11 protein-coding genes are annotated in these 14,375 nt (G+C 45.6%); all 11 read left to right on the top strand.

Annotation, left to right across the window (positions count from 1 at the left end):
- Positions 1–576 precede the first annotated feature (576 nt).
- The 11 genes from pruA to HOP45_RS05360 all read left to right on the top strand — a co-directional run bounded on the left by pruA (position 577) and on the right by HOP45_RS05360 (position 14,317).
- The gene (gene pruA / locus HOP45_RS05410) at positions 577–2,127 is read left to right on the top strand and encodes an L-glutamate gamma-semialdehyde dehydrogenase (RefSeq protein ID WP_181347903.1); all 1,551 of its coding nucleotides are present in this window, start codon (positions 577–579) and stop codon (positions 2,125–2,127) included.
- A 411-nt stretch (positions 2,128–2,538) separates the two neighbouring features.
- Positions 2,539–4,062 (top strand): sodium/proline symporter PutP, encoded by a 1,524-nt coding sequence (putP, locus tag HOP45_RS05405; protein WP_181347902.1) that lies wholly within the window; start codon positions 2,539–2,541, stop codon positions 4,060–4,062.
- Between the two features lie 230 nt (positions 4,063–4,292).
- Complete coding sequence (gene gatC / locus HOP45_RS05400) at positions 4,293–4,583, top strand: Asp-tRNA(Asn)/Glu-tRNA(Gln) amidotransferase subunit GatC (protein ID WP_181347901.1); 291 nt, start codon at positions 4,293–4,295, stop codon at positions 4,581–4,583.
- A 12-nt stretch (positions 4,584–4,595) separates the two neighbouring features.
- Positions 4,596–6,071, top strand: a complete 1,476-nt coding sequence (gene gatA / locus HOP45_RS05395; protein WP_181347900.1) for an Asp-tRNA(Asn)/Glu-tRNA(Gln) amidotransferase subunit GatA — start codon at positions 4,596–4,598, stop codon at positions 6,069–6,071.
- Positions 6,068–7,498, top strand: a complete 1,431-nt coding sequence (gatB, locus tag HOP45_RS05390) for an Asp-tRNA(Asn)/Glu-tRNA(Gln) amidotransferase subunit GatB (protein WP_181347899.1) — start codon at positions 6,068–6,070, stop codon at positions 7,496–7,498. Before gatA ends, gatB begins: the two co-directional genes overlap by 4 nt.
- A gap of 150 nt (positions 7,499–7,648) precedes the next feature.
- Entirely contained in the window at positions 7,649–8,554 is a 906-nt protein-coding gene (locus HOP45_RS05385; RefSeq protein ID WP_181347898.1) for a diacylglycerol kinase, read from the top strand.
- 132 nt (positions 8,555–8,686) lie between these two features.
- Positions 8,687–10,075 (top strand): 23S rRNA (uracil(1939)-C(5))-methyltransferase RlmD, encoded by a 1,389-nt coding sequence (rlmD, locus tag HOP45_RS05380; RefSeq protein ID WP_181347897.1) that lies wholly within the window; start codon positions 8,687–8,689, stop codon positions 10,073–10,075.
- 117 nt (positions 10,076–10,192) lie between these two features.
- Entirely contained in the window at positions 10,193–11,980 is a 1,788-nt protein-coding gene (locus tag HOP45_RS05375; RefSeq protein WP_181347896.1) for a M3 family oligoendopeptidase, read from the top strand.
- Between the two features lie 206 nt (positions 11,981–12,186).
- Positions 12,187–12,486, top strand: a complete 300-nt coding sequence (locus tag HOP45_RS20975) for a TIGR04104 family putative zinc finger protein (RefSeq protein ID WP_181347895.1) — start codon at positions 12,187–12,189, stop codon at positions 12,484–12,486.
- A 162-nt stretch (positions 12,487–12,648) separates the two neighbouring features.
- Positions 12,649–13,797, top strand: coding sequence for a stage II sporulation protein P (spoIIP, locus tag HOP45_RS05365; RefSeq protein WP_181347894.1), 1,149 nt, complete (start codon positions 12,649–12,651; stop codon positions 13,795–13,797).
- 238 nt (positions 13,798–14,035) lie between these two features.
- Positions 14,036–14,317: a hypothetical protein gene (locus HOP45_RS05360; protein WP_181347893.1), complete on the top strand. Its 282-nt coding sequence runs from the start codon at positions 14,036–14,038 to the stop codon at positions 14,315–14,317.
- The last annotated feature ends 58 nt before the right edge of the window (positions 14,318–14,375 follow it).

Below are 14,375 nucleotides of genomic sequence, written 5' to 3'. Positions count from 1 at the left end.
ATTTCGCTGAAATTGTTCGGACCTTTTTATGTTATAGCGCGTTGTGGAATGAGATGTCAGCAACCTTACAAGCCAGAAAGTGAGCTTTATATGCCATTCTCCACTAAATATAATCCTCAACACTCCAAATACACTCCCCACCTCAGTCTACAATAAAAAAATCCCTCCGCGGAGGGTCAGATATAAGCCGAAACCACGTTATATGCTCCCATCTGTATCAGATACAAGCCGCACGTAAGCAGGCAAGGTCAATACAAGCCGAATTCATATTGCTTCATGCCAAATCAGCAGATCACCCCGCCAGTTGCTCACAAAACCGGTCCAGAAGCTGATGATTTCAAGCCAAATCGACACATTTACATGCCGCGGCAAACTTACAAGCCAGAAAAAGAAGATTACATGCCGCTCCCCCGCAGATATAATCCATCCTATACACATACATTCCGAACCACTTCTCTAAAATGAAACACCGCTCTGCAAAAGGACCAAAAGAGCGCAAAAGAGCAGCATAGTGATGGATGAGCAGGAGATACTAGCATAGACTAATGTGAACATGTTCAAGGAGGCAGAATGCGTATGGTAGTTGCATATCAGCACGAACCATTTACTGATTTTACAATTGAAGCTAATCGCCAGGCGTTTGAAGCAGCGATCAAACAGGTAGAGGGAGAGCTCGGCAAATCTTATCCTCTCATTATCGGCGGGCAGCGGATTATGACGGATCGCACCATTAAAGTGGTGAATCCTGCTGATCATAACGAAGTGATCGGTTACGTTGCGAAGGCTAACGAAGCGTTAGCTGAAAAAGCTCATCAGGCAGCAGACGAGACCTTTGAATGGTGGCGGAAAACAAAAGCAGCGTTTCGAGCGGATATTTTATTCCGTGCCGCTGCTATCGTCAGGCGCCGGAAGCATGAATTTTCGGCTCATCTCGTGAAAGAAGGCGGCAAGCCGTGGAAGGAAGCGGATGCCGACACGGCTGAAGCGATTGATTTCATGGAATATTACGGCCGGCAGATGTTGCGGATTGATGAAGGGTTTGAGATCAACTCGCGTCCGGTGGAGAACAATCGTTTTCACTACATTCCGCTTGGGGTTGGCGTGGTGATCTCGCCCTGGAACTTCTTGTTTGCAATCATGTGTGGAACGACGGTGGCATCGATGGTGTCGGGGAATACGGTCCTGTTGAAACCGGCGAGTTCGACGCCGATCATCGCGTACAAAATGATGGAAGTCCTTGAAGAGGCAGGACTGCCAGACGGCGTGATCAATTACATTCCGGGCAGCGGGAAGGAAGTTGGGGATTATTTGGTGGACCATCCGAGAACGCGGTTCGTCAGTTTTACGGGGTCACGTGATGTAGGGACCCGTATTTTTGAACGGGCGGCTAAAGTTCAATCTGGACAAAAATGGCTGAAACGTACGATCATTGAAATGGGCGGCAAAGATACGATTGTCGTTGATCGCGATGCTGACCTAGAGTTGGCCGCTAATGCGATTACGTACTCAGCATTTGGCTTTTCCGGCCAGAAATGTTCAGCGTGTTCGCGCGTCGTTGCCCATGAAGACATCTATGACACGTTGCTCGACCGCGTTGTTGAACTGACAAAAGATACAGTCAATTACGGAAATCCCGTCAATCATCACGCTTATATGGGCCCGGTCATTGACCAGGGTGCCTATGACAAGATTATGGATTATATTAAGATTGGGAAGAAAGAAGGCAAGTTGATGACTGGCGGAAAAGGTGATGACAGCAAAGGGTGGTTTGTCGAACCGACTGTCTTTGCTGATGTGGATCCGGAAGCGCGGATTATGCAGGAAGAAATATTCGGGCCGGTTGTTGCGTTTACGAAAGCACGTGATTTTGATGAAGCCATCATGATCGCGAATAATACGGAATACGGCCTCACAGGTGCTGTGATCACGACGAATCGCCATCATATTGAACAGGCCAGGGAAGACTTTATGGTCGGGAACTTGTACTTTAACAGAGGGTGTACCGCTGCTATTGTCGGTTATCATCCATTTGGTGGCTTTAACATGTCAGGAACGGACTCTAAAGCAGGCGGTCCAGACTACTTGCTTCACCATATGCAAGGTAAAACATCTTCGGAAATGCTGTAAATTGCAAAACCCTTTCATGTTATGGAAGGGTTTTGCTTGCTAAATGGCGAAATTTTTAATTATTAGCTCGAGTGAATAGATATGGTGAAATGGATAAATATATGTATGATATCTCAAAAAAGATGAATAAACATACAAAGGCCTATAGAATAAGGGAATTTTTGCAATGTTCTAACATTTCAGGTATGATATATTTGTACCTGTGACTGTCTTTTGGCATTTCTATGACTTTCTGCTCATATGCGTAAAATGGAAGCGGATTGCATAGAAGTGTATTATCAAGGCTTAGGGGGTGTGACGATGGAATACGCATTATCAGGCGCCACATGGTTTTGGATGTTTGTGCCAATGCCAATCTTAATTTTACTTAGTGTCATTACTTTATTCACAGAGAGGAGATCATAAAAGACAATGGGTACAGCGACTTTAGTAACGTTTATTGTTTATTTGTTAGGTATGCTCGTCATTGGATTTGCATCCTATCGATTGACCAGTAATTTATCAGACTATGTATTAGGCGGACGTCGTCTCGGACCGGGCGTGGCAGCTTTAAGTGCCGGCGCATCGGATATGAGCGGCTGGTTATTACTTGGACTTCCAGGAGCCATTTATGCATCTGGTCTATCAGGCGCATGGATCGGAGTAGGGCTTGCAATCGGTGCCTACTTGAACTGGCAGTTTGTAGCGAGACCTCTGCGCGTTTACACAGAAGTAGCGAATGATTCGATTACGATTCCTGATTTTCTTGAAAATCGTTTCAAAGACACTTCACATATTTTACGTGTGATATCCGCACTTGTTATTCTTTTATTCTTCACGTTCTACACCTCTTCTGGGATGGTTGCAGGTGCTACGCTATTCGAAGCATCCTTCAACTTATCCTATACGCAAGCATTATGGATTGGTGCTATCATTATTATCAGCTATACATTCCTCGGTGGTTTCCTTGCGGTCAGCTGGACGGACTTCGTACAGGGGATCTTGATGTTCCTTGCTCTGGTCATCGTCCCTATTGTAGCGATGTTTGAACTTGGCGGCTGGGGATCGGCCATCCAAGCTGTCGGTGAGATTAGCCCAGACCACTTGAACATGGTGCAGGGCGTCGGCATGATTGCGATTATTTCATCATTAGCCTGGGGTCTTGGCTATTTTGGCCAGCCTCACATCATTACACGGTTTATGGCCTTGCGTTCACCTAACGATGTGCCGAAAGCACGTTTCATCGGGATCACGTGGATGGTCGTCGGTTTATATGGCGCGATCTTCACAGGGCTTGTCGGCTACGCCTATGTGGCCAACCAGGACGTGAGCACGCTGCAGGAATTCGGCATTGCCTTGACTACAGTCGATGGCGTGCAATTACTCGACAATTCTGAGCAAATCTTCATCGGATTTTCACAGATCCTGTTCAACCCAATCGTTTCAGGTGTCTTGTTGGCTGCTATTCTGTCGGCCATCATGAGTACGATCGACTCGCAGTTGCTCGTTTCATCTTCAGCCGTGGCAGAAGACTTTTACAAAGCCATTTTGCGTAAGCAGGCTTCAGAGCGCGAACTCGTATGGGTTGGCCGGATCGCTGTTGCCGTCATCGCATTAATTGCGATCTTACTTGCTCAAAATCCAGACAGCACCGTGCTTGATCTCGTCTCCTACGCGTGGGCAGGATTCGGGGCTGCATTCGGGCCGATCATCATCCTGTCCCTCTTCTGGAAAGGCATCTCACGAAATGGCGCAGTTGCCGGTATCATTGTCGGTGCTGTAACGGTCGTCGTGTGGGCCGATTTCTTAAGCGGAGGACCAGGCGGCATATTCGATCTATATGAAATCTTGCCAGGTTTCGCATTGAACTTGCTCGTGACGGTTCTTGTAAGTACTTTAGGTTCTAAGCCATCACCAGATATTGTGGCAGAATTCGAAACTGCCCGGAATCGTTAAACGATTTATCGAAACCATAATCGAGCCAAAGGACCCTCAACCGATGATGGGTCCTTTGGTTTTTTATTGGTCTAAAAAAGGAGCAACCGATAACTTTCGAGCGTGGGAATGAGAAGCCCGTTCGTTTATGTTAAAATAAGTGAAGTTATGAATGATTGAATAAATAGCATTGAATTTGGTATGATTCTATATTATGATAACTGATCGATTAAATGGGAGGTTGAACCGATATGTCACGCATCAGTAAAGAACAAGTAAAACACGTGGCGCACCTTGCCCGCCTTGCCATCTCAGAAGATGAGGCAGACAAATTCACGAAGCAGCTTGATGATATCATCACCTATGCTGAGCAGTTGAATGAACTGGACACAAGCGGCGTGGAACCAACGACACACGTGCTTGATTTGAAGAATGTTATGCGCAAGGACGAGCCTAAGAAATGGCTTGAACAGGAAGATGTACTGAAAAACGCACCAGAGAAGCAGGATGGTCAATTTAAAGTGCCATCTGTGTTGGAATAAGGAGGTTCGATGATGTCTTTGTTTGAATATACGTTACGTGAATTGCAGGATAAGCTACATAAACAAGAGATTACGGTGACGGATCTCGTAGATGCTTCTTATCAACGCATTTCCGAAGTGGATGACCAGGTTAACGCCTTTATTACGTTGAACGAAGAAGCGGCCCGTATCCAGGCCCAGGAGCTTGATCAAACAGGGCGGGGTTCCGACGCACCGTCTTTGTTCGGTCTGCCGATCGGGGTGAAGGATAATATCGTCACCAAACATTTGCGCACAACCTGTGCGAGTCAATTTCTCGATAATTTTGACGATCCTTTATATGATGCAACGGTCGTTCGTAAGTTATCGGATGCCAAGTCTGTCACTATTGGAAAATTGAATATGGACGAGTTTGCCATGGGGTCATCGAACGAGAACTCCAGTTATTTTGCGACGCGTAATCCGTGGAATACGGACTATGTTCCGGGCGGCTCGAGCGGTGCTTCGGCAGCTTCTGTGGCCGCAGGAGAAGTCTTTTTCTCCCTTGGTTCTGATACAGGCGGTTCCATCCGTCAACCTGCTGCCTTTTGCGGCGTTGTTGGCTTGAAACCGACGTACGGGCGCGTGTCCCGTTTTGGCCTGGTAGCGTTCGCTTCGTCATTGGATCAAATCGGCCCGATTACGCGGAACGTGGAAGATAACGCATTTTTGCTGGAAACGATTGCGGGCCACGATCCGATGGACACGACGTCAGCGGATGTGGACGTTCCATCCTATACGAAGGATTTGACCGGCGACGTGTCTGGTCTTCGCATTGCTGTACCAAAAGAATACGTAGGCGAAGGGGTTTCACCTGAAGTTAAAGAGGCTGTGCTTGCTGCCTTGAAAAAATATGAAGAACTCGGTGCTACGTGGGAAGAAGTGTCCTTGCCGCACTCGCGTTATGCGGTAGCGACGTACTACTTACTGGCATCCTCTGAAGCGTCAGCCAACCTGGCGCGGTTCGACGGGGTACGTTATGGTGTGCGCACAGAGAACGCTGAGAATATGCTCGAGATGTTCAAGCGTTCGCGCAGCGAAGGATTCGGTGATGAAGTGAAACGCCGCATCATGCTTGGGACGTTCGCCCTCAGTTCCGGTTATTATGATGCGTATTATAAAAAAGCTCAGCAAGTCCGTACGTTGATCAAAAACGATTTTGATCAGGTCTTGAACGATTATGATGTCATCATTGGGCCGACGACGCCGACACCTGCCTTTAAAATCGGCGAGCAAGTGGACGACCCGCTCACGATGTATGCGAACGATATCCTGACCATTCCCGTTAACTTAGCAGGCGTGCCGGCAATTTCGCTGCCGTGCGGCTTCTCGCCGGATGGCTTGCCGATCGGCTTACAAATCATCGGCCGTCACTTTGACGAAGCGACGGTCTTCCGCACAGCCCATGCTTACGAGCAAACGACCGATCATCATCAACAACGCCCGTCCCTTGGAGGTGCGCAGACATGAACTTTGAAACAGTAATCGGACTTGAGGTCCACGTCGAATTAAAAACAGCTTCCAAAATATTCAGTCCTTCGGCTAATATGTTTGGCGATGAACCGAATACGAACGTTAACCCGATCGACCTGGGGTATCCTGGCGTCCTGCCAGTCTTGAATGAGGAAGCCGTCAACTATGCCATGAAAGCCTCCATGGCGTTGAATTGTAACATTGCCTCGCATACCAAATTCGATCGTAAAAACTATTTTTACCCGGACAACCCGAAAGCGTACCAGATCTCTCAATTCGACCAACCCCTCGGGGAAAACGGCTGGATCGAGATTGAAGTGGACGGGGTGAAAAAACGCATCGGCATCACACGTCTGCACCTGGAAGAAGATGCCGGTAAGTTGACCCACAAAGATGACGGGTACTCTCTCGTAGACTATAACCGACAAGGTACGCCGCTCGTGGAAATCGTGTCAGAGCCGGATATCCGTTCACCTAAGGAAGCCTATGCTTACTTAGAAAAATTGAAGAATATCATTCAATATACGGGCGTGTCCGATTGTAAGATGGAGGAAGGCTCGTTGCGTTGTGACGCGAACCTGTCCCTGCGCCCAATCGGCCAGGAAGCATTCGGCACGAAGACAGAACTGAAGAACTTGAATTCCTTTTCCTTCGTGCAAAAAGGGTTGGAGTTCGAAGAGAAGCGGCAGGAAAAGGTGTTGCTTTCAGGCAGTGAAATTTTGCAGGAAACGCGCCGCTATGATGAACAAACAAAAGAGACCGTCTTGATGCGTGTCAAAGAAGGATCAGATGACTACCGTTATTTCCCTGAGCCTGATCTCGTACCGCTCCACATCGATGAAGCGTGGAAGGATCGCATTTACAGCCAGATTCCTGAGCTGCCGGATGCCCGGAAGAAACGCTACATTGACGAGCTGGAATTGCCAGAGTATGATGCCATGGTCTTGACGAATAATAAAGACATGTCGGATTACTTTGAAGAGACGATCGCCCATGGTGCTGATATCAAGCACGCATCCAACTGGGTGATGGGTGAGGTCTCCGGTCACTTGAATAAAAACCAAAAAGAATTCAGCGATCTGGCGATGAAGCCAGAAGAGCTTGCGAAAATGATCAAGCTGCTGGAAGACGGCACGATATCATCTAAAATCGCCAAGAAGGTTTTCGCCGAGCTTGTGGAACATGGCGGTGACCCGGAGAAAATCGTCAAAGACAAAGGCCTTGTACAAATTTCTGATGAAGGGCAGCTCACCGAGATTATCACCAAAATTCTCGATGAGAACCCGCAATCAATTGACGATTATAAAAACGGAAAAGACCGTGCCCTCGGCTTTCTCGTCGGTCAAGTGATGAAAGCAACAAAAGGACAGGCCAACCCGCCGATGGTCAATAAAATTATCCTCGAGGAAATGGACAAACGGTAAACGATTCAAACAGGAATCGACGAAACAAGGCACGCATTCAGGTGCGTGCTTTTGTATGTTTGGTTCATGTGGTTCATATAATAGACAAAAAGCGGAGCCACACCTATTAAACGAGGCACTACGGAAACACCTGGATGAGGGGGAATACCTATGAAGCGTGCCAGGATCATATATAACCCGACATCAGGAAGAGAAGTATTTAAAAAACTCCTTCCCGATGTTCTGCAGCGATTTGAGCAGGCAGGGTACGAAGCATCCACACACGCCACAACAAGCGCGGGTGACGCAACCAAAGCCGCAACCATTGCGGTTCAGCGCAATTTCGACGTCATCGTCGCCGCCGGGGGAGACGGCACCATCAATGAAGTGATCAATGGAATCGCTGAGCAGGACGGACGTCCGAAACTCGGCATCATTCCGATGGGGACCACAAATGATTTTGCTCGTGCCCTCTCCGTACCTCGCAATATTCATAAAGCAGTCGATATCATCCTGGACGATTACACGATGGCCCTCGATATTGGCCGCGTCAATGACCAGTATTTTATGAATATTGCAGGCGGTGGCAAGTTGACCGAGCTCTCCTATGAAGTTCCGAGTAAGTTGAAAACGATGCTCGGTCAGCTGGCGTATTATTTAAAAGGGATCGAGATGATACCTTCCTTGCGCCCGACCTATGTGGAATTGGAGTATGACGGCAAGGAATTCAAAGGGGAAATCATGCTGTTTCTCGTCTCCAATACCAATTCGGTCGGCGGATTTGAGAAACTGGCTCCGAAAGCGCAAATGGACGACGGCTTGTTTGACTTGATGATCATTGAAAAGATGAACATCGCCGAATTCATCCGGCTTGCTACCTTAGCGTTAACCGGGAACCATTTATCACACCCCAACTTTATTCATACAACCGCCAGCCGGGTGAAAGTTCAGAACGAGGAAAAAATGCAGCTTAACATTGACGGGGAATTTGGCGGATTATTACCCGGGGAATTTGTTAACTTATACCAGCATATCGACTTTTTTGTTCCAAAAGATCGATTCACGCCTGAATCATAAGGTTTTCACACAACTGTCCTTGCTCCAATGTTGAGCAAGGGCTTTTTGTCGAATTGTAGCAATCGCATTTTCAGGAACAGTGTGTTAGAATTTTATAACTACTAATTTGTTAAGAAAGAGGACGATGCCCAAATGGCGAAAGCAAAACCGCCAGTGCAAAAGAATGAAACGATCGATTTATCGTTTGAAGATTTGACCCATGAAGGGAATGGCGTCGGAAAAATAGATGGCTATCCCTTATTTGTTCCATATGGACTGCCTGGTGAAACAGCCCAAGTCAAAGTCGTCAAGGTGAAGAAGAACTTCGGCTTCGGCCGGCTGGTCAAGGTGAACGAAGCCAGTTCCGACCGTGTCGAACCACCTTGTAACGTCTATTACAAATGCGGCGGCTGCCAGCTGCAGCATATGAGTTATGCCATGCAGCTCGATATGAAACATAAACAGGTCAAAGACGCTATGCATAAATTCGGTCATCTCAGCCATGTCCCCGTCCACCCCGTCATAGGGATGGATGATCCCTGGCGTTATCGCAATAAAATCCAAATCCCTGTCGACGAACAGAACGGCCAATTGAAGGCAGGCTTTTACCAAAAACGCAGTCACAAAGTCATCGATATGGACACATGCCTTATCCAGGACGAACAAAACGATCGCATGGTCGAAACCGTCCGGCGCATCGCAGAGCGCCTCGGTATCTCTGCTTATCACGAAGGCAATCATCGCGGCGATCTTCGCCATATCATGGTCCGTACCGGACAGAACACCAACGACATTATGGTCGTTTTGATCACTAGAACCGACAAACTTCCCGGGAAAGACAAGTTGATCGACGAGATCAAAGATACCTTCCCGAACGTCAAATCAATCGTACAGAACGTTAACAGCGAGCAGACAAACGTCATCCTCGGAGACAAAACAACCGTCCTCTGGGGCGATGACTATATCTATGACACAATCGGTGATATTAAATTCATGATCTCACCAAAATCGTTCTATCAAGTCAACCCGAACCAAACGAAGCAGCTGTATGATAAAGCACTGGAATACGCCGACTTACGCGGACGCGAAACCGTCATTGACGCCTATTGCGGCATCGGTACCATCTCCCTGTTTCTTGCTGAAAACGCCAAACACGTATACGGCGTCGAAGTCGTCCCGGACGCCGTCACAGACGCCAAAAAGAACGCCAAACTCAACAACATCGACAACGCCGAATTCTACGTCGGCCAAGCCGAAAAAATCATGCCCTGGTGGCTCTCCCAAGGCCTGCGCCCCGACGTCATCGTCGTCGACCCACCGCGCAAAGGCTGCGACGAGAACCTCCTACACGCCATGCTCGAAATGCAACCCGAACGGATCGTTTACGTTTCCTGCAACCCGTCGACGCTTGCGCGTGATTTGAGAATTCTTGAAGACGGCGGGTATGAGACGAAGGAAGTTCAGCCGGTTGATATGTTTCCGCAGACGAATCATGTTGAGTGTGTGACGCAGTTAGTGTTAAAAGAAGAAGCAGGCTCCTGATAAAGGGGCCTGCTTTTATTACTCTTTCTCATACGAATATTTTTCCGTCCCTAGAATGATGAAAAATATTCCAATTAGGTTTACAATTAGAATATCTAGTAGTCGGGAGGGATGACAATGGAGAACGTGCGAACAAAACGGTGGAATCTTGAACGTGTTTACCCAGGTGATGGCGGAAGCACGATCAAAGAACAAATCCATGACATCAAGCTACATATTGATCAGACACAACTAGAGTTAGAGAATCACACACACGAAGATATTACTGAAGTGGCTGAAATGGTTGAACGTGTACAAGGGCTTTATACGAAGGTGTTTGAATTGGATGAGTACATTATTTGTCGTTTAGCGGAAAATGTACATGACTCAAAGGCAAGAGTGCTTAGTGAAGAAAGCAGCCAGATGAAGGCGCAGATGGAGACGTTGCTGCTTGCTTTCCGTCATTATTTGGCTCGTATTCTAGACGAGAAATGGAATGAATTGCTGCAACAGTCGGAAGTGGCAGGTATCGAGACGTTTTTAATAGAGCAGAGGCAAAAGGTGAAAGATCAGTTGCAGCCTGAGTTGGAGAAAGTGATTCACTCCCTTTCTGTTCATGGTTTTGAAGGTTGGGAAGACCATTATGAACAAGAGTTTGCCAGCCTTACTGTGCCAGTGAGCAATGAAGAAGGTACTGAAGAGATTTCGTTTGATCGAGCGTTCATGCGGGCAATGCTTTCAACCAATCGCGCGACGAGACAGGCCATCGCTGCCTCGATAACGGAGGTTTACCGTGAAAATGAAGAGCGTTTTGCTTCTATTTTCAATCATTTTGTCGGATATCGCAATGAGCTTTATAGTCTAAGAGGGTGGTCGAACCCGTTGACAGAAATGCTGGAACAAAACCGCATCGGTGAAGCTTCTATTAAGAGTATGATGAAAACGCTTCATGAACATAAATCGTTGCTCCACCAATTTTTAGAAAGAAAAGCGCAGCTGAACCAACTAGATAAGTTGAACTGGTATGACATTTATGCGCCGACCTTCACTTCTAAAACGACGCTTACATATAAGGAAGCTGCGAATATCGTCATTACGCAATTTTATAAGTATAGTGACAAACTGGGTAAGTTTGCTGAACATGCCTTCGAGGAAGGCTGGATTGATCCAGAACCTTCAGATTCGAAGCGACAAGGAGCCTTTTGTGCCTCCTTGCCGAGTTCAAAAGAAAGTCGGGTGATGCTTTCTTTTACAGGTAATTATCAGGATGTGGTCACCATGGCTCATGAACTGGGGCATGCTTATCATAATTCGTTCCTCCAAGAAGAACCAGGATTCTCGCACAATGTTGGAACAGGGTTAGCTGAAACCGCATCGACTTTCGCTGAAAATCTCGTTCTGGATGCAGCCATCGATTCAGCAGCAACACAAGAAGACCGTCTATCCTTACTGGAAATGAAAATCACCAACGGTCTGAAATACATCACGTACATCCCGGCCAAGTTCGAGTTTGAACAGCAGTTTTATGAACAAAGGCGCAGTCAGAGCCTGTCAGCTGCTGAGTTAAATGATTTAATGATAAAAACTGAAAAAGATTGGTTTCAGGATGCCGTAGGAGAAGTGGACGCCCACAATTGGATGACGATGCCGCATTTCTTTAATACGGAAAAAGCGTTTTACAACATTCCGTACACGATTGGTTATTTGTTCAGCAACGGTATTTATTCGCTCTATTTACAAGATAAACAAACCTTTACTAACCGATACGACGAACTCTTAAAACACTCCGGCAATCAAACGATGGAGGACTTAGGTCACCAGTTCTTAAACCAGGACTTAACGAGCTCAGCTTTTTGGGAAGCCGCTGTCCAACCATTAGAGGAAGCGATCCATACGTATCTTGCAGAAACCAAAGCGTACACATAAAACGTGAAAAGAGCTTGGATAAACCAAGCTTTTTTTCATTTGAAAAAGGGGAAAAGGTTTTTTGAAACTTCAAAGGCGGCTGTTCGTAATTTATACAAGGGGATTTTAAGATGAGTAATAAAACCTCTTGGTTAAATGCAGATAATTAAACTATTTAACGCCTTATTGATTAATTGAAACATTAATTTAGAAAGGAGAAGTATTTAATGCCTGTCTGTAATAATTGTAGAAATGAATGGTCCTGGGGTGATTGTGTAAAAAAAGCTTTCAGGTTCCGTAATGGAATCAAGTGCAGGTGCTGTGGAGAAATACAATATCAAACACAAGCAAGTATGAGAAAAGCATCCCTTTATGGAATGATACCCTTGTTCCTATTACCTCTAGTGATATCATTTGATATGTCGATTATAGTATCATTTGCTATTTTCTTTTTAGCTGAACTTGTATATTTAGCTCTATTTCCCTATTCGCTTGAGTTGACTAATAAGCAGGAACCGCTTTGGTAGCTTTGTATAATATTAAATTAGACTGAAAAAACTTTCTGAGTGTATTAAGACCGAGATCTCTATTATATACGGTTTCTTTATTACCATCCTAGTTGCAGAAAAAAATTCTAGATTTAGTCGCTCCGCATAGGTCTATTGTATAGGCTTCTAGGAGGTGTGCGAGTGTCAAAGAACAACGGTTCAAAAGCCAAATCTATCCTTTTAAAGACTTTAATTGGTTCTTTAGGTACAATAGCGCTGGGTTTTATCATCGCTTCTTTGCTAACGAGTAGTGGTGTGAAGCAGTATGTATACTCTCCTACGCTGCAATCCGTGTCTCAAATATTCCCAAAGGAAGCCCACCTTTTTCTACTGGAGCAAGAAATGGCTGCATTAAGTGCTTATCGTTCAGAGGAAAGGGAAAATTTTGACTGGATGCAATTAGCAACGAATATAAAATTAGGAGATTTTCGCACCTTATTGGGAAGAGAGATTCCTGGACTAGGTACATACCACAGTGAAATCATAGTCGCAGGTGAGGGGACGAATATAACCACTATTCCAATAGAATCACCCCCGCCCACTGATGATCAGTTGGAAAACCAAACAGTTGAACAAGACGAGATCGATAAAGCTAAAGAAGAAAAACCACTCAAGGATACAAAAAACGTATCCGAAAAATCCGTGTATATCTATCATACTCACAGCTGGGAGGCATTTGAGCCTCTACTCAAAGGTAGTAACAATTCTCCACACACATCAAGTACAAATCCATCAGTCAACGTTATCGCGGTAGGGAAAAAGCTAAAAAATGAATTAGAAAGTAGAGGAATAGGTGTCAAGCATAACCAATCAAATGTAAGAGAAGGCATGAACGCTAAGGGAATGGAGCCCTATGAGTCTTATGTATATTCTAGAGGATTGGTGAAAGAAGCGTTAGCACAAAACGAGAATATGTCTTACTTAATCGATATCCATAGAGATTCTCAGCCAGCTGAAATTACCACTAAGAAAATAGATGGGAAAAACTATGCTCGAATCTTTTTTGTAGTCGGTAAAGCACATAAGAATTACGAAAAAAGCCTCGAGATCGCAAATGAACTTCACCATGAACTGGAAAAAAAGTACCCTGGAATAAGCCGAGGAATTTACGTCAAAACGAAGGCTGAAGGTAATGGGATTTATAACCAAGATTTAAGTGATAGAGCTTTATTATTAGAGTTCGGAGGCGTTGATAATAATTTGACTGAACTGTATAACTCAGTAGAAGCATTTGCTGAAGTATTTGATGGTTACTATCGCAGTGATGCTAAGAAAGTGAATACTAATTAAATATTTTCATTCAAAGCCTTAGGGGGCTATGGAAAAATAGCACAGTGGCAAAGGTACTCTAATAACCGGTCGATATTTATAAAATGCCTTATAGTTGTCTGTTCTTCTTACGCTCTCCTAAGGATAATTCAATTGAATCCCTAAGGTCCTTATGAGTTCCTTCTTCTACGATAAGTGTATGTTATGGTTCTTACGTAATATCGAAACTTGACTAACGAATATGGATTGGAGGCTAAGGGTGAGAGGGAAACTGTTTCACATCCTCAACATTACCGTTTTGGTTTTTATGTCAGGAGTAAATTTGCTCGGTTGGTTCGGAAATGCGATGAGCCAGGTGACGTACTCTTCGATAAACTTTGCAATCACGACGACTTATGTCTGGTGGGGCGCTTTTTATTTGATTCAATACTCCAGAAAAGAGTCCGCATGGCGAGTGGTTTGGTTCCTCATCTCAATCGGTGTGCTATTTTACTGGATGGCTGGCGGGGGAGCATCCTTTTATAATGCGTTCGTCGAGTAAACAAAATACCGAAACGGATATACGGTGGTTCCATTCTCCGTTCTACATAAAAATAGAG

The sequence above is a fragment of the Thalassobacillus sp. CUG 92003 genome, assembly GCF_013618635.1.
GTDB lineage: Bacteria > Bacillota > Bacilli > Bacillales > Halobacillaceae > CUG-92003.
Note: the sequence above shows the minus strand (reverse complement) of the source record. Positions and strands in the feature narration are given on the sequence as shown.

What these genes read in the sequence shown, in the direction of transcription:
- gatA (WP_181347900.1), top strand. Translation starts at nt 4,596, where the DNA reads ATGTCTTTGTTTGAATATACGTTACGTGAATTGCAGGATAAGCTACAT.
- rlmD (WP_181347897.1), top strand. Translation starts at nt 8,687, where the DNA reads ATGGCGAAAGCAAAACCGCCAGTGCAAAAGAATGAAACGATCGATTTA.
- gatC (WP_181347901.1), top strand. Translation starts at nt 4,293, where the DNA reads ATGTCACGCATCAGTAAAGAACAAGTAAAACACGTGGCGCACCTTGCC.
- HOP45_RS20975 (WP_181347895.1), top strand. Translation starts at nt 12,187, where the DNA reads ATGCCTGTCTGTAATAATTGTAGAAATGAATGGTCCTGGGGTGATTGT.
- pruA (WP_181347903.1), top strand. Translation starts at nt 577, where the DNA reads ATGGTAGTTGCATATCAGCACGAACCATTTACTGATTTTACAATTGAA.
- HOP45_RS05385 (WP_181347898.1), top strand. Translation starts at nt 7,649, where the DNA reads ATGAAGCGTGCCAGGATCATATATAACCCGACATCAGGAAGAGAAGTA.
- putP (WP_181347902.1), top strand. Translation starts at nt 2,539, where the DNA reads ATGGGTACAGCGACTTTAGTAACGTTTATTGTTTATTTGTTAGGTATG.
- gatB (WP_181347899.1), top strand. Translation starts at nt 6,068, where the DNA reads ATGAACTTTGAAACAGTAATCGGACTTGAGGTCCACGTCGAATTAAAA.
- HOP45_RS05375 (WP_181347896.1), top strand. Translation starts at nt 10,193, where the DNA reads ATGGAGAACGTGCGAACAAAACGGTGGAATCTTGAACGTGTTTACCCA.